Source organism: Faecalimonas umbilicata, from assembly GCF_004346095.1.
In the GTDB taxonomy this organism is placed as follows: Bacteria; Bacillota; Clostridia; order Lachnospirales; family Lachnospiraceae; genus Faecalimonas; species Faecalimonas umbilicata.
Map to the genome: position 1 here is coordinate 1 of NZ_SLZV01000010.1, position 21429 is coordinate 21429.

Consider the following 21429-nt stretch of genomic DNA (forward strand, 5'->3'; position numbering starts at 1 on the left):
AATAGACTATATTGTTATTAGATTTATATGCAATATTCATATGTGTATTATATACCATTTCAAAATCTAATACAAGAGTATTTTTGTTCCATCTTAAATTACTTGCGTAAATTCGATGGAAGTGTCTTATATCCCCATAGCTAAAGCAAGGGGTTTTACGACACATTGGATAAAAAAACAGCTTCCCGAAGCTACATTTCCCTCTCCGCCCATCGCGACAGTCCCGCGCTCAAACGGAATATCATTCGGAAACCCGTTATTTCGATATTCTCCATCGAGTGAGATTGCACACCTTTCATCCTCAAAGTCAGAATAACTCGGCTGCAATACAAATCCCGGTGCGATTCTTCTAATCTTCCGGTGATCAAACAGTCCTTTTTTCGCCAAAGAAATAAAACAATTCACCGTATTTGGCGCCTCTTTTGGGTATAGCTCTATCTTAATTTCCCCAAATCTTGTCACAATAATTGCAATAGGATTTCTTTTTTCTTCCATATCCCTCTCTCCTTTTTCTCAAACTTTTCATTTGTGATCCGCTTTTTCTGATAGGAAAAACGTGCGTGAAACCTCTCCGGCTTTTCACACACGTTTTTTGAATCCTTCCTTATATCCGATGCAGCAATGCTGCTCTCATGCCATTTGTCAGTGCACGATTAACGCTTTACAAAATATTCTTCATACCATACAAGGAATGTATAGATTGTCCAAACTTTTCTCCAGTTGTCAGAATTTCCTCCGACATACTCATCAAAGATTACATTGATCTCTTCTACATTGAAGAATTTCTCTGCCATCTCACTGTGGAATTTGGCGCGCACATCTTGATTATAGCGGTCATCTGCCATCCAGATACGGATTGGCACGATAAATCCGAGTTTCTTTCGGAACGCAATCTCTTCCGGCAGCATTTTCTGTGCCGCTGTACGGAACGCAACCTTATTCTGCTCTTCATTCACTTTATACTTCGAAGGCATTCTGGACGCAATATCGAAAATACGCAAATCTGTCAACGGCATACGAACCTCAAGTCCTGCCGCCTCACTCATCTTATCTACATTGAGGTAAATATCTCCCTCCAGCCAGATCTGGATATCGATATTAGACATCTTTGTCAGAGGATCCAGCCCTTCCATCTCTTCGTAAATACTCTGTGCCACTTCGATTGGCAGTACGTCCGGGTCATATTTTTTCAAGATCTTTTTCTTCTCGTCTTCTTTCATAATGTTCGTGTTACCGACATAGAAGTTCTTTAGATTCTCCCCGTATCGCTCTGCATTGCGGTACATATTGTATCCACCGAAAAATTCATCTGCACCTTCTCCTGAATAGCAGATCTTCGTATGCTCTGCAGTCGCCTGACATCCAAGTGCAAACACAATCGCAGAAGCATCCCCAAGCGGCTGCTCCATATTGTACATTACATATGGAACAATATTAAAATATTCCTCTGGATTGATCACACGTCTGGAAATCTTACGTTCTAAAATGCGCGCAGTCTCTACAGCCAGTACGGACTCATCGAACCGTTCTTCCTCATAACCGCATGTATCCGCAGTATCGGCATCAGACATCGCAAGTACATAGGAAGAATCCACTCCGCCTGACAGGAAAGACTCCACTCGCTCATCCGAAGTCTTTACTTCCTTCATGATCTCGCCAAGTGTCGTGTGGATCTCGTCTGCCCATTCCTCAAGAGACTTGCTGTCATCCGGATGAAATTCCGGCTTCCAATAGCGCTTTACTGTCACTACTCCGTCCTTCCAGATAAGGTAACGTCCCGGAAGCAGTTTCTTCAGTCCACGGAAAAATGTATTCTCTCCTGCCACGTAAGTCAGACTGAGATAGATCTGCAGCATCTCCTCATTCAATTCTTTGACAAACCCTGGCTGCTCCATGATTCCCCGGATTGTTGTTCCATAGAGAAGCTGTCCATCTTCCGTCTCATAATAGTAGAACGGCTTCGTGCCAAACTGGTCTCTGAGACAGAATAGCTGTTTTTCCTCTTCATCCCAGAGCGCAAAAGCAAACATTCCATACAAATGCGCTGCCATATCAAACTGCCATGTCTCAAATGCCCGAACCAAAATCCGCTCCTCTCTCTCTCTTCTGGATAAGCTTTTGTCAATGCAAAGCTCTTCGCAAAGCGCCTCCCAGTTGCGAATATGTCCTCTGTATTCCTGAACTTTTATCATATGTTTCCCATCCTTATAAAGTGTAAATTCATCGGTTTCCAAAATACATTCAGGAAGAGAAAACTCCCTTCCCGCTTGTACACCCCTATTATAAACCAAAGTTTTTCCAATAACAACTGCTTCCTTACACTTTATCTTTCCCGTACTTCTCCTCTTTATCATTCTTAAACAGTGGTATTTAAACAGCAATGCTTATGCAACTCTTCCTGCTGCCTCCTGATATGCTCTCAACTTTCTCCTTGCATCTTCACTCAGATTCCGCGGCACCTGTATTTGAATTGTCACATACTGATCTCCTTTTCCGGATGGCTGACCCATATGTGCGATTCCCTTTCCGGCCAGTCTCACTTTTGTTCCGGATTGTGTTCCTTCCTTGATCTTGCAGCTTACCTTTCCGTAAAGTGTAGGCACAATCACCTCACCGCCCAACACCGCTGTTGTATATGGAATCTGAATGGTCGTGTAGACATCGTCTCCCTTCCGTTCATAACCGACTTTGTCTTTTACTGAAATTTCCAGAAACAGATCTCCGGCTTCCCCTCCGTTCATCCCGTCCTGTCCCTTTCCTTTCAGCCGGATTTTCTTGCCGGAAGAAATTCCCGCCGGAATGTGTACTTTCAGAGACTGTGCACGCCCACTGTCGTCTGTATAAGAGATGACCTTATCTCCTCCAAATGCTGCTTCCTCAAAAGTCACCTCTAATTTTGCAGTGACATCTGCACCTTTCCTGCGATAACCGCGCCGTCCAGCTCCACTTCCCCTTGCTCTCTGAAAAGAACTTCCAAAAATGTCATCAAAAAAATCATCCATATTTCCGCCTTCAAAATGAAATTCCTGGTAGCTTCCGTCCGGACTTCGATAGAACTTCGCCCCTTTAGGTTCTCCGTACGACTGATAGGTGCCCGGATCTGCTCCCATACTTCCATCAAAGGCTGCTGTTCCAAATCGATCGTACAACTTCCGTTTCTCTTCATCGTGCAGTATCTCGTAAGCTTCGGTCACTTCTTTAAATTTCTCATTTGCAACAGAATTCTCCTGATTGGTATCCGGATGATACTTTTTTGCCAGTTTCCGGTATGCCTTCTTGATCGCATTCGCGTCTGCATTTCTGTCCACTCCGAGAATCTTGTAATAATCCTTATTTGCCGCCATAACTATTTCTCCCCTTTCCTACTACAATTTTTATGCAAGATTAAAAATTTCCTGCGGAATAAAAACGGGACTGCATGTCACAGTCTGTAATCATGCAGTCCCAAATCTATATAGAGTGTGTCTGAAAATCTATCACTGCTTTCTTGATCCGTAACAAAAAGTTCTTCCCCATACACACCTACCAGCACTATCCTTCGATGGCAATATATTTCTTCTCCTCAGCTTCTACTTTCTTCTGATCCTTCTTCGGGATTGCAAGAACAAGTATACCATTTTCATATTTTGCCTTAATGTCTTCCTGAGTGATATCCTTTCCTACATAGAAACTTCTGCTGCAAGATCCGGAATATCTTTCTCTGCGGATATAATTGCCTGTCTTCTCATCCTTCTGATCGTTGTTCTTCGTCGTCGCCGCCTGGATGGTCAGATAACCATCTTTTAATTCTGCGTGAATATCTTCTTTCTTATATCCCGGAAGGCTTACTTCCAATTCGTAGCCATGTTCATGCTCCTTAATATCTGTCTTCATCAAAGACTCTGTGTTCGCTCTCTGGTAACCTCTGAATGGGTAATCAAAATCAAAGAAATCATCAAACAAATTCTCTCCAAAAATACTAGGCATCATCATAAATCATCTCTCCTTTTCCATTAAAATCTTATTGATAAATGTCATTTATTGGAACCGGTGATGTGGGGACTATTCAGATCTTCTCATCCTTTCTTCGTCCTCCTCCTTTGTTCTAGTTGTAATATAACACTTATGTTAGCACTCGTCAAGAGGGAGTGCTAAAAAAATTGTGAACATTTTGTGTCCTGCCAGTATTCCTGTCCTATGACCGTTTCATCCCTCCCCTTTATCAAAAACTATTCTCTGAGTCTATAACTTTTATTATAAAAAAATCCGACAAAATCTAATTCATTGAACTGATACACACTTGTATGTTCCTGAACTTCATCAGCAAAGGGCAGTACTTTTTCGATAATGCGGTAATCTTGACTTTCCGCACCCACACCTAACTTTTCTGCAACCTCTATCGACAGGTAGAAAATGTATTCACAACCAATTTTTACCTGCATATCCTTAAAAATATTGTTCATTTCATCACTCCAATCTGATTTTTAGGTAAGAAAAAAAGCAGTCAATACTAACTGCTTTCAAAGTTATTAAACTGTACTGCATAGAAAATTATTTTTTTGATGTTCCCCAGTCAACCAGCATAAATAAAGCTATCCCTATACCTACAAGCAAAAAGAAAATACTTATGCTTTTCTTTTTTACTAATCCAACAATACCTATGATTATTAGAAAAATAGAAACTATTAACGACATATAGAAACAGAATTTCGCCCATTTTTCACCTTTATTCCTAAAATATTCTTGTCTTTTATCACTAACTTTACATTCTAAGAAATATTCTACTAATCCACTACTTAAATATTTTACAATATCTTTAATAATTTCCACAATATCACTTCCCATATAAAATTATAATATCTTGCTATTTGCTAGGTATTATAGCACTTCTATATATGCTTTACAATGATTTACGCATCGATAATCTTGTTAGTAGCTTTAACAGTACATCTTTCACACCGCCAGCATTGAATATCAAATCGACAATAATCAAGGCAACGTCGCTTATCTGGTCGGCACTCATGCGTGAGCTTGCGTCAACTCCGTCCGGTATTGCTTGTTTTCTGCTTGGACGAATGTAGTTGGTAAAGTAGTAACACCAGTTGCCGAAGATTCATTTTTATCATATTTTTTATTCAAAGCATCACATGACACCGAAAGAATATCGATTAAAATATTGGGATAATTCTTATCAAAATAATTAAAAAATCCCCTGCAAACATCTCTTACAATGTATGCAGGGGATATAACTAAAAGCTAGCTTTCTACTTTTCCCTAAATCGGTTCAAAATCCGCAACTCCATGCTTACACAGTGGACAAATATAATCATCCGGAAGTTCCTCTCCTTCATAGATATATCCACATACCACACATACGAATCCTTTCTTTCCTTCTGTCTGCGGTTTTGGTTTTACATGTTTCTGATAATAAGTGTATGTCATCGTTTCTTTATCATTCATCACACGAGCCTCTGTCACGGTACAGATAAACATTCCGTGTGTATCCAGATCCACATACTGCTCCACTTTCAATGCAAGGAAGGCGTTGATATATTTTGGAAGGAAGGCAACACCATTGTCTGCACGCAGCAGATTCCATCCTTCGAATTTATCTGCTTCTCTTCCGCTCTGGAATCCAAATCTTTCAAACACTTTAAACGGTGCTTCCACAGAGAGACAGTTGACATTCATCACACCAGTCTTCTTGATGATGTCATGCGAATAATTCGCCTTATTGATATTGACTGCCACACGGTTCGGATTGTCTGTCAGCTGTGTAACGGTGTTGACGATCAGTCCGTTGTCCTTCTCACCATCTCTTGAAGTCACAACATACAGTCCATATCCAAGACGGAACAGTGCTGTCAGATCATTTTTATTCGCTTTGTCATCTGACTGGGCAATATATTCCTGACATAACTCATCTGCCATCTGATCTAACTCTTCCAGATTCTCTTCGCTCAGCGAGGACATGATCTTCACTGAATTTTTCATCCATGTAATATCCTGGCTATCCTCAAACATTCCCTTCATAACTCTTGCTGCCGTCGGTGCCCAGCTTCCGTTCTCAATGAACCCGATCGTGCGCTTCTGGTAATTGCGCGCGGTCAGATGCTCAATAAAAATTTTCATAAACGGGAAAATATCTGCATTGTATGTCGTTGTCGCCAGCACTAATTTCCCATAGCTGAATGCATTTTCCACTGCTCTTGCCATATCTGCGCGTGCAAGGTCACAGACATACACATCCGGACATCCTTTTTCTTCTAATTTCGCCGCCAAAGTTTCTGCTGCTTTCTTTGTATTTCCGTAGACCGATGTGTAAGCGATCATCACACCTTCTTTTTCTACTGCATAAGAAGACCAGATATCATATTTCTCGATATAATGTCCAAGATTCTCCTTTAAAATCGGTCCGTGCAGCGGACAGATCATCTGGATGTCCAGTGTCGCTGCCACTTTTAAGAGGTTTTGTACCTGTGTACCATATTTCCCGACGATTCCGATATAATAACGGCGAGCTTCGTCATCCCAATCTTCCTCCACATCATTTGCCCCGAATTTACCAAATCCATCTGCAGAGAACAGTACTTTTTCTGTACTGTCGTAAGTAACCATAACTTCCGGCCAGTGTACCATCGGAGCAAACACAAATGTCAGGTCATGCTTTCCAAGTGACAATGTCTGTCCGTTTTCTACTTCCAATGTTCTTCCTTCCAGATCCATCTCCCTGAAAAAGTTGGCCATCATCACAAATGTCTTCTCATTTGCCACGATCGTTGTATCTGGATATACCTTCATAAAATTATAAATATTCGCAGAATGATCCGGTTCCATATGCTGCACGATCAAATAATCCGGCTTTGCTCCATCCAGCACCTGTGCAATATTTGCCAGCCATTCTTCCGCAAAATTCACATCCACAGTATCCATTACAGCGATTTTCTCATCTTTGATCACATAAGAGTTGTAAGACATTCCATTTGGCACAACATACTGCCCTTCAAACAAATCTACCTGATGATCATTAACCCCAACGTAAATGATATCATTTGTCACCTTCATTTTGTATTCCTCCTGATTTTTTGAAATACTGACTTCGCAGTCTGATTCTTTTCTTACATTTGATTTTCTCTCACAGATTTCTCTCTGTTTCAGAGATTGTGAAATTTTTATCTTTATGCCTATTATAACTAGAATCGGATAAGAACACAATTCTTTTTTTATAAAATTTCTGATTCCCCTCCTTCCGCTTTCTTCTTCACATAGTACTGTGCCTGTGCCTCGTAAAGCGCAAAATATTTCCCTTTCTTTTCCATCAATGTTTGATGATTTCCGCTCTCTGCAACAGTTCCTTCTTCCAGAACAACAATTCTGTCACAGAACTTGCAGCTGCTCATCCAGTGGGAGATATAGATGGCCGTTTTTCCATTGATCAGTTCGTTGAAATTCTCATAGATTTCCGATTCTGCCACCGGATCTAACGCTGCAGTCGGTTCATCGAGGATCACAAACGGAGCATCTTTATAAAGCGCTCTTGCGATCGCAACCTTCTGCGCCTCCCCGCCGGAGAGCGCCTCGCCATCCCCGGTTTCGTGATAGAGCAGCGTGTGAATCCCATCTTTCATCTTCTTCACTCTTTCTTCCAGCCCGACCTGACGGATCACCTTCCATACTCTCTTTTCATCCACTTTCTCGGAGCCTGCGATATTTTCATCCAATGGAAAATGATACAGTCTGAAGTCCTGAAAGACAACCGCGAAAATCTTTATATATTCCTCATAATCATATTTCCCGATCTCAATCCCATTTAAAGTGATCTTTCCCTCAGACGGTTCATAGAAACGAAGCAGCAGTTTGATCAATGTCGTTTTTCCTGCACCATTCATCCCGACAAGCGCCATCGTCTCCCCTACTTTGAATTTTAAACTTACATCCTTTAAAATATACGTCTCTGTCCCCGGATAACAAAAAGAAACATGGTCAAACTCCAACTCATACTGATTATCGTCTCTTTTTTCAATCGGCAGTGTCCCTACATAATGCATATTCGGGAGATGAATAAATTCCTCATAAGATTTCAGATACTCATTGGCATAATCAATCTCAATATGTGCTCCCATCATTTCACGGATACTGTTCATCATCGTTATGATCGCACCCGCATACATCAGCACTTCCCCGGCGGAAACACTTCCTGCGATTGCCTTTATTGCAATATATACATAAGTGATGCCTGCCAGGATCTGAAGCGCAAAAGCGACAGTGCCATTTCCACGTCCGGAAACTTTTGCTCTTCTCTGGAACAGTTCCATACACTTCTTTATCACATCTCCTTGAAATTTATTTATCAGATATTCTTTGAGCTGAAACAGACGGATATCCTGCGCAAACTGCTCTGAAACAATCAGGTCGATTAAATAATCAAACAATGCATTTGACTTTTCATTTGCATGCATAGTGATTACCGTTTCCTTTCCGATCCGTTCGGAAACCTTATCTCCTAACCACAATACAAATACAAAACCAGCGATCATCACCCCCGTACTGATCAGAAACCGAAAGATACTTTCCTTCTCCCAGTCTGACTGCAGCAGAAGAAGCACGACAAATCCACTGGCAAAAACAACTTCCGTGCAGCAGGTAAAATACTTATAAATTTCCATACACTGTTCGGAGATTCCTCCATGTCCGCGCTCTGCCTGCCGTACTCTTCGAAACTTCTGAATCGTCTCCTGTTTCTCAATTTCTTCGTATTCCATGGAAAATGCTTTTTTTGCAGTACACTTTTTCGTCTCCTCCTCGCTCGGTTCCGCATAGTGCGAAAAGATCTGTTCCGCTGCCTTTGAGATCAATGATACAATCATCACCGTCACAACAAGAATCACGACAAAAGTTGCTGCCTGCCGATACTTCTCCTCCAGAAGAACATCGAGAATCTTCGCATACAGAAAACTGTTAATATAGACAACCGATGCACCCGAGAGCATTCCAAGTACAAGGATCACCGGCAAAATCCGATAGCCTTTCGCCTGAAAAAGACAAAATTTCCACATTTCTTTTACAGACATCTGTTTTCTCTTATTCATGTGCCTCTTCCTCCTGATAATATTTCCCCTGAAGTTCAAAAAGGGAAGCGTATGTCCCTCCCATTTTCATCAATGTTTCATGGGTTCCGCGCTCAATGATCTCCCCTTTGTCGAGCAGAAGAATCTCATCGCAGAACCGTGTCGATGCCAGCCGGTGGGAAATAAAGATCGTACTTGTTCCTTCCAGCGTCTTCTGATAAGTATCATAAATATTTTTTTCTGCAAGTGCATCCAGCGCTGCGGTCGGTTCATCTAAAAGTAACAGTTTCGGGCTGTGATACAGCGCCCTGGCCAAAAGAAGCTTCTGAATCTGTCCACCCGAGAACATGATCCCATCTTCCGATACATCTTTTCCAAAATAGGTGTGTAGTCCGTCCGGAAGGCTCCTGATCTTCTCTGCCACTCCTGCCTTTTCCAGCACATTCCATAACCTTTCCTCGTCCCATTCTCCTGAGAGCGTCACATTTTCCCCAACTGTATACGACATGATAAACGGATTCTGGAAAATTGCAGCGACATGGTGCATATAGGCTTTACGATCCAGTTCCCTCGTGTCGATCCCATTAACATAGACTGCTCCGTTTGTAGGAAGATATAGACCAGAGATCAGTTTTACAATCGTAGATTTTCCGGCCCCGTTTAATCCGACAAGTGCAAGCCGCTCTCCTTGATGGATGGTAAAGGAAACATCCTTTAGCACCTCTTCCTCTGCCCCCTCATAGCGATAGGATACATGATCAAACGTAATGTCCAGACTGGAAAATTGGTTTTCCGGAATCCGCCTTTCTCCTCCTGATCCGCTCTCAAGTTCTAAAAACTCTCTAAGATCATCCACCTGCTGCCCACACCGCTTCATCACAACAAAGTTGCTTGTGATCTCTGTAAACCATTTGGCAAACCCGCTGATCAATCCAATATAAAACACAAACATGCTTGACGAAAGCCCCTGTTTCAAAAGATAGATCAGATAAAAATAACAGATAAAGTCTCTGACTGCTGCCAGGATCACTTCTGTAAAGTCCGAGAAGAAGCAGGCCGCATTATAAAGCGCCCTATATTTTCTTCGCTGTCTGATTGCCGAATCATATTTTCCGATCAGCCAGTCGGAAAGTCCGAAGACGCGGATATCCTTTCCGCCTGCAATATCATCCACAAGCCGGTCAATATATCCCTCTATCCGCTGATATCCAGCAAGTTTTTCTTTGACCCTCTCATACACTTTTACAGAAACTTTGGACGTTGCGACAGTGATCAGTGACAGACCGACAAGGAGCAGCAAGATGCGTATATCCATACTTCCCACGATCATTGCATATGTGACCAGCCCTAGTACATTTGTAAAAAACATTCCAAAACGCTGCATCATGCCTTGCACTCCATTGGAATCGTTTCCATTCAATGCGATCAGCGACCTCTCCATCCTCTGACGGATTTCACTGCTTTCTGACTGTTCCAGAGAAATCTCCAATATTTTTTCGAGAACAGAATAAAAGTGTCCTCCCATCCTCATTTCGATGTATTCTACGGATATGATATTCTGCAGATAAGTATCGATCCAGCTAATCGCCCCGTATACAAGAAAGATGGTCATGACCGCCCCGATCAACAGCATAAGCGGGCTTTCCTTCCCCAGCATCGATACGATAAGTGCATTTGCCCCTACCCCCAGTAACAGAAGAAGAACATATGTGACTGCCTGAATCCCGATGTGCACCAGATAAACCGGAGTTTTCTTCATAGCCGGTGCAAAGCAGAAAATCAGGTTGCTTAAAATGCTCCTTTTCTTTCGCTTTTGTTTCTTCTCTTCCTCCATCTATAAAGCCTCCTCTCTTTTCTTGCATTCTTAACTTATCACATTTGTTCTCAAAATAGAAAAAACATGCACGAATTGTAAAAATCCGTGCATGAATTGCAAATTTTCTCTATAATGGCAGCATGATCTCGGTGACGAACACCCCTGGTTCATTCTTTCGATTGATATAACCGTCATATTTCTTCACAACATTGTTAATCCGTTTAAGCCCATGACCGTGATCACCGCGCTTTTTGGAAATATATTCTTCATCGAGTTTTCGCACAACCTCGCTGGTGGCATTGGTCACTGTAATATACAACTGCTGCTTCAGCGGTGCAATATAAAGTCGGAGAAACTGTTCTTCCTTCTTCACCGTCCGACATGCTTCGACTGCATTGTCAATCAGATTCCCGATCACGACACACAGATCAATGTCCGACACAGACAACTCTTTGGGAATCACCGCCTTATAGTCACACCAGATTCCATTTTCCAGCGCAAGTGAAATCTTCGCATTTAAGATCGCATCTACATTGAGATTTCCGGTATCAAACAGCAGGCGGATATCCGCAAGATCTTCCTCCAGCCGGTTTAAGTATTCCTTTGCCTCAGTGATATTATCTTTCGCAAGATATGCCTTTACCGACTGCATATGATTATGATAATCATGCCGCCAACCTCGCATCGTCATATAGATGCTCCGCACTTCATCCATCTCCTGAGACAAAATTTTGTTCTGATAGTCAATCAGCGCCTTCTCATACTGCCGCTGCATGATTGCCCGGATCACGAAACCGATGATCACAAGCAGGAGCAGCATTGCCACTGCAGCCAGCCCTATGATTTCCATTCTCATCTGTAATACTCCTTATAGATTTTCCTGAATAAATGCCTGATTAAGCTGTTGGTACATTCCCCGGCTCACCGGAACCTCGATCTCGCCTGCAAGAATACAGCTCTGCCTGCCAATCCGGCTCACCTTCGATAAATTTACAGCAGTACTTCTATGACATTTCACAAAAGGAGGAATGCCCCCGTCCTTTGTATCTCTGTTCAGATGATTTAAAACTTCCCCGAAACTCTCTTTGACCGTCAGCTGTCTGTCCTTGCAATACACTGTGGTGTAGTGACCATCCACTGCAACATACAAAATCTGCCCCTGCTCCACCTTGATATTCTCCCCTGCCACTTCCAAAAGAACATATGGCTCTTCTCTGTCTGCAAGTTCTGTCACAAGTATGTCCAACATTTCATACAGCTTTTGTTCCCTTACTGGTTTCATCATATATCTCCAGGCTTCAATCTCATAGCCATCAAATACATGACTTGGATCTGATGTCAAAAAAACAATGCGAATATTCATATCCGTTTTCCGAATCTGTTTTGCAAGTGTGAATCCATCCATCCCGATCATCGAAATATCAAGAAGAAGCAGATCATAGGGTACGAGTTCTTCTCCATCCAACTCAAATAGAAATTGTTCTGCACTGGAAAATACATCGACGATACACTTCTGCCCGCGCTCCTTTGCCCAGCTTTTTATCATATCCTCTGTCAGCACCGCCTGCGCGCGCTCATCCTCACAATATGCAATCCGCACTGTCTTCTCTCCCCTTATTCTTTCTGTCTGATGCTCCGCCTTTCCGGTCAGAATTTTACAGACTCCTCTTGCCATTCTTGCATCTAACTTCTTATTTCTCCGTCTCTGCCTCTACAAACTTCGCATGATCAGCAACCCATGTCATAGCTGTATCTAAGAGAATGCTCTCTTTTAGCTTCTCTTCTCCGTCCTCACCATTTGCCTCAATAAATGCATCTCCGTTTTCGTATCCGTAGGACTGTGCATATTCGTCATATTTTTCCTTATATGCTTTGTCGGAAAGCTCTAATTTTTCTTTCTCGGCGATCAGCTTGCTTGCATACTTGCTCTTTAACTGATCTTTTGCCTGCTTTTCCATCTTCTCTACAAACTGATCTTCTGTGATTCCAGATTGTTCCAGGAATTCCTCAAATGTAACTTGGTAGTACATCTCTGCAAGCTGTGTATACTGCTCTTTCATCAGATCTACGCTCTCATTGATATCCTCTTTAAACTCTTTTTTCAGCTCTGTGTTTTTGACTACTTCTGTCCATGCACTGTTTTTGTTCTGAGACTCTACCGTCTTTTTATTAGATGTCTCCAGATCTTTTTTTACTTGTTTTTTGTACTCGTCAACGGTCTTTGCCTTGTCAGAAATTTTCTGTACAAATTCATCGTTCAGCTCTGGCAGGATCTCCTCTGTAATGGAATTGATCGTTACGGTAAACACTGCATCTTTCCCCGCGATTTCCGCTGGATAATTCTCCGGCAATGTAAGAGAAATATCAAATGTCTCATTCAGCTTATGCCCTTCCATTCCTTCTGAAAATCCTTCCACAAATCCTTCGCCTCCGACTTCTACCGTAAGGTCTCCCTGATCAAATGTCTCCCCATCTGCTTTTCCAACGTAAGAAACTTCCAGAGAATCTCCTTTCTTTGTCGCCCGGTCTGTCACCTCTTTATGTTCAGCTTCCGCTTCTAATGTGCTCTGGATGCTGTTTTCTACATCTTTATCTGTCACTTTCGCCAGTTCCAGTCCTTCTACTTTAATCCCTTTATACTCACTGATCTTTACATTATCGTCCTCAATGGATTTCTGACATCCTGCCAGTGTTACTGTCATACACACTCCGAGAAGAAGCGCCGCTAATTTCTTTTTCATCTTCCTACCTCATTATTCTTTCATTTTCCAGCTGTCATCTCACATTTTGACTGCTCTTTCAGTTATATCACACTTCCCAACAGAAAGAAAGGTGTTTTGCCAGATTTCACACTTCTTTTAGAATCCTCTGTCTTCTTATAAAAGAGGGGACAGCAGGCGGGAAAACTGCTCTTTTCCACGGATGAGAAGACTCCGCTCTTCGTAAAGACGTTTTGTCACTAACGTAGAATTTAGAATATCCTGTTCAAAAGCTTCCTCCAGTTTTTTTGTCGTCTCCTCACTGTAGATTACGGCATTGACTTCAAAGTTCAGTTCAAAACTCCGAATGTCCATATTGGCTGTCCCAAAACAGCTTACAAGACCATCGACCGTCAGTCCTTTGACATGGAGAAAACCGTTGTTATACACATAGCATTTTGCCCCAGCCTCGATCATATCCCCAAGGTAGGAATACGATGCCCAGTAAACAAACGGATGATCCGGTTTACACGGAATCATGATCCGCACATCTACTCCCGATTTCGCCGCAATCCGAAGCGCTTCCAAAATACAGTCGTCCGGCACGAAGTATGGCGTCTGCAAATAAATATGATGGCGCGCCTTATGGATCAGCCTCATATAGTTGTCACGGATCTCTTCACTTTTGGAATCCGGTCCACTGGAAATAATCTGTACCGGCTCTCTTCCATTTCTTACGTACTCTGGAATTTCAAACAACTCATCCCGCAAAAACAGATTGTCTCTGGCCGCATAGTTCCAGTCCATCACAAAGCGCACCGCAAGGGAAGTAACCGCTGATCCTTCGATGCAAAGATGGGTATCTCTCCAGTATCCGAATTTTTCGCTCAGTCCAATATATTCTTTTCCTATATTGAATCCTCCGACAAACCCAACTCTTCCATCGATGACCGCAATCTTCCTATGATTCCGATAATTGACACGCAAATGTAGCTTCCCAAGCAGCGCCGGGAAAAACTCTGCCGTCTGAATTCCATTTGCATTCAGCTCCTCCCAGTCTTTTTTCTTCATATCACGACATCCCATACTGTCAAACAGGATGCGTACTTCCACGCCTTCCTTGGCCTTTTTGATCAGTTCTCTGCTGATCGCCTGCCACAGCTCATCCTTTCGGATAATATAATATTGCAGATGGATATATGTCTTTGCGGCGCGGATTTCCCGTATCAGAGCCGCGAATTTCTCTCTGCCGTCCGTATAAATCTGTACATCATTATTCCCTGTCAACACCGCACTGGCCGCTTCCAGATTGTAATAGATCAGATTCTCAAATCGTTCCATCTTTGGATTGGACAGACGAAACTGCTTCCGACGGATACTCTTCTCCTGCCGTCTGACTGCATAATTTACTTCTCCCTCAATTTCCTTCATTTTAAACATTCTGCTCTTTCGGAAATCTTGTCCGATCAGCAGATACAATACAAATCCAACAATTGGTATAAAATATAGTACGAGCAGCCATGTCCAGACAGTCTGCGGCTTTCTTCTCTGAAAGAAGATAATCACAAACGAAAGAAGAATATTGATCAAAACAAGATGCTCCATCATCCAGCCAGTTCCTGTACAAAGATCATTCCAAATATTTCCTAACATTCCCTCACCTCACTTTTGTATTTTTCACCTTTTTCTCATTCCCTATTATACTCATTTTTCCACAGAAAAGTAAGGTGCAGCGCTCAAATCGCTTGCACTTCCTAAGAAACAATGCTACAATACTATTTGTCTAAAAATGTATTTTTACTATATACTAGGAGGTCTATCGTGAGTTTACCAGTAATTATATTACTTATCGTTTTAGCCGTACTGATCATCGGCACGATCGTATTGTACTTCTTGGGAAAAAAAGCGGAAAAGAAACAGGCAGAACAACAGCAGCAGTTAGATGCTATGGCTCAAAATGTAACGATGCTTATCATTGATAAGAAGCATATGAAACTAAAAGAAGCCGGTTTTCCTGCCATCGTACTGGAGAGTACACCGAAATATTTGCGCAGAGCCAAAGTTCCGGTTGTAAAAGCAAAGATCGGTCCAAAAGTAATGACTCTGATGTGCGACGAGAAAATTTTCCCATTGATCCCAGTCAAAAAGGAAGTCAAAGCAGTTCTCAGCGGTATCTATATCACAGATGTCAAAGGACTTCGCGGGAAATTAGAAATGCCTGAAAAGAAAAAAGGCTTCTTCGCAAGATTCAAAAAGAACAAAGACGAACAAAACGATAACAAAAAGAGTAAAGAATCTACAAAGAAAAATAAATAATCAAAACAATTTCGAGATGAAAATTTTTTCACGGAAATGTTTAAATTCTGAGTATTAACTCGAATTTTGTCTAAGCAGCCTGGCCACCGTAAATCTGGTAGCCAGGCTGTTTATAAATATTAGTGAGCATATAAATTTACTACAATTTCTATGAATATCCTACCAATGTACCTGCATATGTCACAACATAAAAGCCCCCATCATAATACCAATTTTTTGCATATAATGTTCCTGTCATTTTTACATTTCCCACATATTCTGTATAAGAATAGCTAGCTGGCCAATTTTGTTGGGTAAAATATTTTACTTCCCTTTTTTCATAAGTGTTGATACCTCTTTCATCAATTACATCTACTTTTTCTCCTGCCATAACTTCTGGAGCCACAACCATGCTACTTCCTGCTAAAGTTAATCCTAATAATAAAATTCCAATACTCTTTTTTTTCATATGTAATCTCCTTTCAACTGAAAATCGAGAATAGCCATAAATATCCTTAACTTTCAATACTATAAATAAACATCTATCACATCATAATAATATTTCTAGATCAACTTAACACTTAAATAATTTTGAATAAAACTATTTAAAGCTGATAGTTTTTCATCGTATAGATTCTATTTCGACTGAATTCACTGGAAAATTTTATGATATTCTCTATTCTTTTTCTTCTAATATAATTGTATCAGATAATACTTACAATTAGGTGACACCATGTATTTATATAGAGAATCTCTACAAACTAAATATTTCTAATGAATTTCATTTTACTTAAAATTCTACAGTTAGTGACCATTTTAGCCTACTACATGAAAAAATAAATCAAAGACAGAAATACTCTGATTTCAAAGTATGATACGAAAAGCACTCAAACATCCTAAGTTACAGTTCTACATCTCTATTAAAAAATCAGAAAGCAATCAAAAAATACCAGGCAGAATCATTTGACCCTACCCGGCTTTTCCTAAATTTCTCTATTTTACTCTTCCCTCAGATTTTCAATCACCCCTCTATGTATTTCCTTCCAATACGGCCGATAAGAAATATACACAACTACCAAAAGATACCCTAAAAAAATCAACGCAAGCCATCCCCACGCGGTTCTTTGCATAGTCGGAAATATAATCTGTTCCATCCAACCGTAAAGATCTTGAGGTGGCTGCCATCCATCTCCCCACGCAAGACCCTCAAGCCGTTTCCAATATAAAAAGGACTGGAGTAGTACTCCACATGGGATCACCGATAAGATTGCTCCCAGCTGAATTTTCATTGTTTCTTTCCAGTAAACCCGGCACAACCTTCGTTTTGGAATTCCAAGTGCCTTTAAAATTCCTACTTTCTTTCCGATTCCGGCTGCTTTTGCCCTTGCCATCTGCCACTGGATCAGCCAGGAAAGTATGACAATGACAACAAGCAGGAACACCGCTCCAAACATACTTGCAAACAAGTCTTTCCTCAACTGTTCTCTTCGGATCCTCTCATTTGTAATCGTACCTGCTTTTGGGAACTCTTTCTCTACCTCTTTCATAATCACCGACATTTCTCGATCTGTAAGATGTGTATCCCCATAACGATCGACAAATCCTTCCACATAACTGTATGTCTTCTCTTTTCCCATCCCATTGAGTTCCTGCACCAGTTTTCCTGCTGCGATCACCGTATACTCCGAAAATGCTTCCGCCACATAGGCATCGCGTGCTTGAAATTCCCTGATGATGCCTCCGACACGCACAGATTTCTCTCCGCCTGCTCCGGTCAATGTAAGGGTATCTCCCTCGCGAATTTTCGTTTCCCGATGTTCTTGATAAAAGAGTGGAAATGGCTCTTCCCACCGATCCACCGCGTTTCCTTCTCTGTCCGTCAAAATAACTGGAAGATAGATTAAAATTTCCTCTCCATTCCAGAAAGCTTCTTCCTTCAGCGTCTTTTTCGCTTGTTCTTTTGCATACTTTTGAAAAAGTTTCTCCCCTCTCTCCACACCAAGTACCTGTGTTTCAAGCCTCTGTCCTTCCTGTCCTCTCAGATTTCTATGCAGTTTTACATACTGTGTCTCCTCCATCTCTTCCCAAGTAAGTGAAATTGGATATGCTTTTTGCAACGTATTGACTTCTTTCACCCCCTGCACAGCCTTCATACGTGTAGGTATCTCTTCCCGAAGCATATGTTCCGGAAGAATCCCCCTTCCAATATAATCGGGTGTCCACTGATATCCATAAGAATCTGCCCTATTTTTGACAACAGCAGTCACCGAATAGATCATGCACACACACAGAAATGTGCTGACGACAGAAAAAGTCCAAAGATATGGATGCAGTGCATGCTCTCTGCTCCACACTTCTTTTTTCCGAAATCTATGCTGTCTCTTTCGAATCATAGACAACCTCTTCTGCTCACTGATGTTCTCTGGCCGCTTCCCTCTTTGCATCCTCATGACAGAACAGCCGATTGCAAGCCAGATAGAGACTGATACACTGAGGATCCCTATAAAAATCTGCCCGGGTTCTGCTGCAAATACAATCTCAAAGTGAAGTCTCTCACGGATTCCCCATACCAGAAAATAGGTTCCTGCCACACCCAAAATACTTCCTGTCAAAAATGAAATCCCCCAGAAAATTCCTCCTTCCCACAAGATCATCTCCTGTAGTTGTCGCTTATCCGCTCCAATCACTCTGAGCATTCGATACCCAACCTCCCGCCGTCTCAAGGTAGCAGAAAAAATCTGCAGAATTATCAGTGCAGAGGCAGCGCATAGAACTGCCAAAAGTACATTTGTATCTTCCAGAATACTTACTTTCTGTTCTTTCCCTGAAAGTTCATAGTAAGTATTTTCATTATAAATAGTTCCATCTTTGCAAAAAGCTTCCAAATCTGTAACCGCTCCATAATATTTTTCAGAAATGTCAACCAGAAGTATCCTCTCTTTCTGCTCCTTTGGCAAATCTTCCCCTTTTGCAAACGCTGTCGGCCAATCATATCTGCCTTCCATCCAGTACATCGAATAATCTTTCAGGATTCCACTTAGGATAAATACTCTCTGTTCGCTTTTTTCTTCTTTTGAAATTGGATCTTGATAATTCAGACAGACAGAAATCTTCTGTCCAAGTGTATAATCATACCCCATTTTAGTCAGTGTGCTCATCTCCACTGCAATTTCATTTCTCCTTTTTGGAAGATGCCCTTCTGCCAATTCCAATTTTCCAATCTCTGCCGCTTGCGAATCCATCGCACCGATGGTCCCATTCCCTTCCATATTTCCGATCGGATAAGTGGCACGCACTTCTATTTTTCCACTTCGTTCCACCATCGGCTGCTGCACTACCGCCTTTTCTGTCTGAGCATCATCGGTAAATACAGCCGCCTCCCATGCTCCATAAGCGCGCTCTCTCTGGCGCAATTCCGTTTCTGTCAGACTACTCTGCAAAATCAGAATGCTCAGAACAAAGAAAAATGAAAGTGTACAGACCGCAAGCATGGCAAGACTGCTCTTTTTCCGGCGAAGCAGCCCCTTTCTTGTAAGTCTTCTAAGATTCGCATTCATTTTCTTCCTCCGTATCTGATACGATTTTCCCATCTTCCAGACAGATGATTCGATCTGCTCTCCTCGCAATATCAAGGTCATGTGTTACCATCACAACCGTCTGACCGATCTGTCTCTGCAATTTTTGAAAAAGTGCAAGTACCTCCTCACTGTTCTTCACATCCAGATTTCCGGTCGGCTCATCTGCAAACAGAATCTCCGGACGGTTTGCAAGTGCACGCACGATCGCTGCTCTCTGCTGTTCTCCCCCTGACAGTTCTCCGGGGAAAAAATCTTTTCTCTCCCACATATGCATTTCTTTTAAAAGAAATTCCACATAGTCCATATCCGGATTTTTATCGTCTAAATAAAATGGGATGAAAATATTTTCCCACACAGTAAACTCTGGAATCAGATAGAATTTCTGAAATACAAACCCAATCTTTTTCCTGCGAAGCGCAGCCATCTTGCGGTCTTTTAACCCAGTCAGCTCTACAGCTCCTAGATGGACCGTCCCACTATCTGGAATTTCCAGACCACTTAGCACATTCAACAACGTTGTCTTCCCAGAACCACTTTTCCCAATCACTGCTGTAAAACTTCCCTTCCCAATAGAAACGGAAATCCCATTGAGCGCATGCACGGAAACTTTTCCGGCCTGATAGATTTTTGTAAGTTCTTTTGCTCTCAAAACTGCCATATGTCACCTCCTCATCCTATCTCTATTATAAGTCACATACCTTACAATCCGATGACAGGCTATGATCGAAATACTGCCGGTCAAAAACCGGAAAGCAGATTTGAAAGCAGACTCCCTCCTCTGTGTTTTCTAAAGAAATCGTTCCATGATGCTGGGCAATGATCATCTTCGCTAAATGAAGTCCGATTCCGCTTCCCCCTCTATGTTCACTGTCTTTTGCACAATAAAACCGTTCAAACAAATGTCTTTTTTCTTCTTCTGTAACATGATTTCCTTTTTGTCTGATCTGAATCTGTAAAACTCCCTTCCTCTTTTGTACCCAAACCTCTAATACACTGCACGCTTTTCCATGTAAAATACAGTTTTTTAAAAGATTTTCAAATGCCTCCGTCATCCATCTCAGATTATATGCAAAGCAGATTTCCTTCTCCCCAAAAAACTGACACTGAATATCCCTCTCCTCTGCCAATATCCTCACGCGGTTCCATGCATGCTCAATGGCAATATCCAAATATTGTTCCTTTTTTTCCATCTGTATTTTTCCTGCTTGCATCTTCCCCTCTTTTAACAATGCAGTGATCAACTCTGTCAATTCCTCCATGCGCGCTACGCACACCTCCAGTTTTTGTCTTTTCACTACGTCCGTTTCTTTGCGAAGCAGTACTTCCAAATATAACTGTGCCACAGAAACAGGAGTCTTTAACTGATGTGCCATGTTTTCTAACAGCTCTCCCATCCCTTCCTTTTCCTTTTTTGCACACGCAACCTGCCAGTTTCCCCGGTTCTCTATCATCCTTATCTGAGATTCCATTTCAGAAAACAAACTGTCTTCCTCATAAACATCTTCCTCTGAAACGTTTCTCTCATTCCTCTCCATTCTCTCTGTAAGCATTTCCAGCTGTTTCTCCATTTTTTTCTTCCAACTCTGTATAAGAAAATATCCACTCAGAACAACAACTATCCATAATCCGACACCCCAGCACAATTTCTTTCCTAGGTCTGCCTGCCGGATGACGTCTCTTGTCTTCGCATAGCCGGACTGCTGCAGATAGATTTCACCTCGTTCCTCTGCCTTTTCTTTCTCTCCCTTTGTCCATCTCCCTCCTGCCTCTGTCAACTGCGCCACAATATTTTGCATCTGCTCCTCTGATATCCCATTTTCCTCTAATATCCCGAACAACATTCTGTCATACATTTCTGTCCGATATGCATTCATTCCAATCCCAATTAAGAAAAGGAAAAAAACTATAGTACCTGCTCCCCACCAGATCTTGTTAAGACCTCTCCATTCCCGATACGTTCTCATTCTCCCACCTTCTGTTTTTCTTCATTTATT

The 21429-nt window shown here is 41.8% G+C and carries 17 protein-coding genes and 1 pseudogene; 1 reads left to right on the forward strand and 17 read right to left on the reverse strand.

Annotated elements, in window-relative coordinates; translation table 11 throughout:
- Window positions 1-126: 126 nt before the first annotated feature.
- The 13 genes and pseudogenes from EDD74_RS05965 to cls all read right to left on the reverse strand — a co-directional run bounded on the left by EDD74_RS05965 (window position 127) and on the right by cls (window position 15215).
- Window positions 127-495, reverse strand: coding sequence for a peptidylprolyl isomerase (locus tag EDD74_RS05965; RefSeq protein ID WP_242990060.1), 369 nt, complete (start codon window positions 493-495; stop codon window positions 127-129).
- A 158-nt stretch (window positions 496-653) separates the two neighbouring features.
- The gene (gene asnB, locus EDD74_RS05970; protein WP_116441393.1) at window positions 654-2192 is read right to left on the reverse strand and encodes an asparagine synthase (glutamine-hydrolyzing); all 1539 of its coding nucleotides are present in this window, start codon (window positions 2190-2192) and stop codon (window positions 654-656) included.
- Between the two features lie 192 nt (window positions 2193-2384).
- Window positions 2385-3344, reverse strand: coding sequence for a DnaJ C-terminal domain-containing protein (locus tag EDD74_RS05975; RefSeq protein WP_116441080.1), 960 nt, complete (start codon window positions 3342-3344; stop codon window positions 2385-2387).
- A gap of 187 nt (window positions 3345-3531) precedes the next feature.
- On the reverse strand, window positions 3532-3972 hold the full coding sequence (locus EDD74_RS05980) for an Hsp20/alpha crystallin family protein (protein ID WP_008977041.1): 441 nt from the start codon (window positions 3970-3972) through the stop codon (window positions 3532-3534).
- A gap of 275 nt (window positions 3973-4247) precedes the next feature.
- A pseudogene (locus tag EDD74_RS05985) lies at window positions 4248-4442 on the reverse strand (hypothetical protein); the annotation flags it as partial.
- 88 nt (window positions 4443-4530) lie between these two features.
- Window positions 4531-4809 carry a hypothetical protein gene (locus EDD74_RS05990; protein WP_242990059.1) on the reverse strand — a complete coding sequence of 93 codons (279 nt, stop codon included), beginning with the start codon at window positions 4807-4809 and terminating at the stop codon, window positions 4531-4533.
- A gap of 444 nt (window positions 4810-5253) precedes the next feature.
- On the reverse strand, window positions 5254-7044 hold the full coding sequence (locus EDD74_RS05995; RefSeq protein ID WP_008977045.1) for a flavin reductase: 1791 nt from the start codon (window positions 7042-7044) through the stop codon (window positions 5254-5256).
- A gap of 158 nt (window positions 7045-7202) precedes the next feature.
- The gene (locus tag EDD74_RS06000) at window positions 7203-9068 is read right to left on the reverse strand and encodes an ABC transporter ATP-binding protein (RefSeq protein ID WP_116441078.1); all 1866 of its coding nucleotides are present in this window, start codon (window positions 9066-9068) and stop codon (window positions 7203-7205) included.
- Window positions 9061-10881 carry an ABC transporter ATP-binding protein gene (locus EDD74_RS06005; RefSeq protein WP_116441077.1) on the reverse strand — a complete coding sequence of 607 codons (1821 nt, stop codon included), beginning with the start codon at window positions 10879-10881 and terminating at the stop codon, window positions 9061-9063. The genes EDD74_RS06000 and EDD74_RS06005 overlap by 8 nt, the downstream gene beginning before the upstream one ends.
- A 109-nt stretch (window positions 10882-10990) precedes the next feature.
- The gene (locus EDD74_RS06010; RefSeq protein WP_116441076.1) at window positions 10991-11719 is read right to left on the reverse strand and encodes a sensor histidine kinase; all 729 of its coding nucleotides are present in this window, start codon (window positions 11717-11719) and stop codon (window positions 10991-10993) included.
- 12 nt (window positions 11720-11731) lie between these two features.
- A complete protein-coding gene (locus tag EDD74_RS06015; protein WP_242990057.1) occupies window positions 11732-12538 on the reverse strand; it encodes a LytR/AlgR family response regulator transcription factor in 807 nt (268 codons plus the stop codon).
- A 16-nt stretch (window positions 12539-12554) separates the two neighbouring features.
- Complete coding sequence (locus tag EDD74_RS06020; protein WP_016439537.1) at window positions 12555-13604, reverse strand: trigger factor; 1050 nt, start codon at window positions 13602-13604, stop codon at window positions 12555-12557.
- A gap of 135 nt (window positions 13605-13739) precedes the next feature.
- Window positions 13740-15215 (reverse strand): cardiolipin synthase, encoded by a 1476-nt coding sequence (gene cls / locus EDD74_RS06025; protein WP_008977052.1) that lies wholly within the window; start codon window positions 15213-15215, stop codon window positions 13740-13742.
- Between the two features lie 168 nt (window positions 15216-15383).
- On the opposite strand from cls, the gene EDD74_RS06030 reads away from it, so the two are divergent.
- Window positions 15384-15878, forward strand: a complete 495-nt coding sequence (locus EDD74_RS06030; RefSeq protein WP_008977053.1) for a hypothetical protein — start codon at window positions 15384-15386, stop codon at window positions 15876-15878.
- A 148-nt stretch (window positions 15879-16026) separates the two neighbouring features.
- On the opposite strand, the gene EDD74_RS06035 is transcribed toward EDD74_RS06030, so the two are convergent.
- The 4 genes from EDD74_RS06035 to EDD74_RS06050 all read right to left on the reverse strand — a co-directional run bounded on the left by EDD74_RS06035 (window position 16027) and on the right by EDD74_RS06050 (window position 21399).
- Window positions 16027-16326: a hypothetical protein gene (locus tag EDD74_RS06035; protein WP_116441075.1), complete on the reverse strand. Its 300-nt coding sequence runs from the start codon at window positions 16324-16326 to the stop codon at window positions 16027-16029.
- A gap of 529 nt (window positions 16327-16855) precedes the next feature.
- Window positions 16856-19414 carry an FtsX-like permease family protein gene (locus tag EDD74_RS06040; RefSeq protein WP_165851566.1) on the reverse strand — a complete coding sequence of 853 codons (2559 nt, stop codon included), beginning with the start codon at window positions 19412-19414 and terminating at the stop codon, window positions 16856-16858.
- Window positions 19398-20093, reverse strand: a complete 696-nt coding sequence (locus EDD74_RS06045) for an ABC transporter ATP-binding protein (protein WP_116441073.1) — start codon at window positions 20091-20093, stop codon at window positions 19398-19400. The genes EDD74_RS06040 and EDD74_RS06045 overlap by 17 nt, the downstream gene beginning before the upstream one ends.
- Window positions 20094-20118: 25 nt before the next feature.
- On the reverse strand, window positions 20119-21399 hold the full coding sequence (locus tag EDD74_RS06050; protein ID WP_116441072.1) for an ATP-binding protein: 1281 nt from the start codon (window positions 21397-21399) through the stop codon (window positions 20119-20121).
- Window positions 21400-21429: the final 30 nt, after the last annotated feature.

Bases quoted from the DNA above. Each gene is read 5' to 3' on its own strand.
- EDD74_RS06005 (WP_116441077.1), bottom strand. From the start codon at position 10,881: ATGGAGGAAGAGAAGAAACAAAAGCGAAAGAAAAGGAGCATTTTAAGC.
- EDD74_RS06050 (WP_116441072.1), bottom strand. From the start codon at position 21,399: ATGAGAACGTATCGGGAATGGAGAGGTCTTAACAAGATCTGGTGGGGA.
- EDD74_RS06000 (WP_116441078.1), bottom strand. From the start codon at position 9,068: ATGAATAAGAGAAAACAGATGTCTGTAAAAGAAATGTGGAAATTTTGT.
- EDD74_RS06015 (WP_242990057.1), bottom strand. From the start codon at position 12,538: ATGGCAAGAGGAGTCTGTAAAATTCTGACCGGAAAGGCGGAGCATCAG.
- EDD74_RS05995 (WP_008977045.1), bottom strand. From the start codon at position 7,044: ATGAAGGTGACAAATGATATCATTTACGTTGGGGTTAATGATCATCAG.
- cls (WP_008977052.1), bottom strand. From the start codon at position 15,215: ATGTTAGGAAATATTTGGAATGATCTTTGTACAGGAACTGGCTGGATG.
- EDD74_RS06040 (WP_165851566.1), bottom strand. From the start codon at position 19,414: ATGAATGCGAATCTTAGAAGACTTACAAGAAAGGGGCTGCTTCGCCGG.
- EDD74_RS05975 (WP_116441080.1), bottom strand. From the start codon at position 3,344: ATGGCGGCAAATAAGGATTATTACAAGATTCTCGGAGTGGACAGAAAT.
- EDD74_RS05965 (WP_242990060.1), bottom strand. From the start codon at position 495: ATGGAAGAAAAAAGAAATCCTATTGCAATTATTGTGACAAGATTTGGG.
- EDD74_RS06035 (WP_116441075.1), bottom strand. From the start codon at position 16,326: ATGAAAAAAAAGAGTATTGGAATTTTATTATTAGGATTAACTTTAGCA.
- EDD74_RS06045 (WP_116441073.1), bottom strand. From the start codon at position 20,093: ATGGCAGTTTTGAGAGCAAAAGAACTTACAAAAATCTATCAGGCCGGA.
- EDD74_RS05980 (WP_008977041.1), bottom strand. From the start codon at position 3,972: ATGATGATGCCTAGTATTTTTGGAGAGAATTTGTTTGATGATTTCTTT.
- EDD74_RS06010 (WP_116441076.1), bottom strand. From the start codon at position 11,719: ATGAGAATGGAAATCATAGGGCTGGCTGCAGTGGCAATGCTGCTCCTG.
- EDD74_RS06020 (WP_016439537.1), bottom strand. From the start codon at position 13,604: ATGAAAAAGAAATTAGCGGCGCTTCTTCTCGGAGTGTGTATGACAGTA.
- asnB (WP_116441393.1), bottom strand. From the start codon at position 2,192: ATGATAAAAGTTCAGGAATACAGAGGACATATTCGCAACTGGGAGGCG.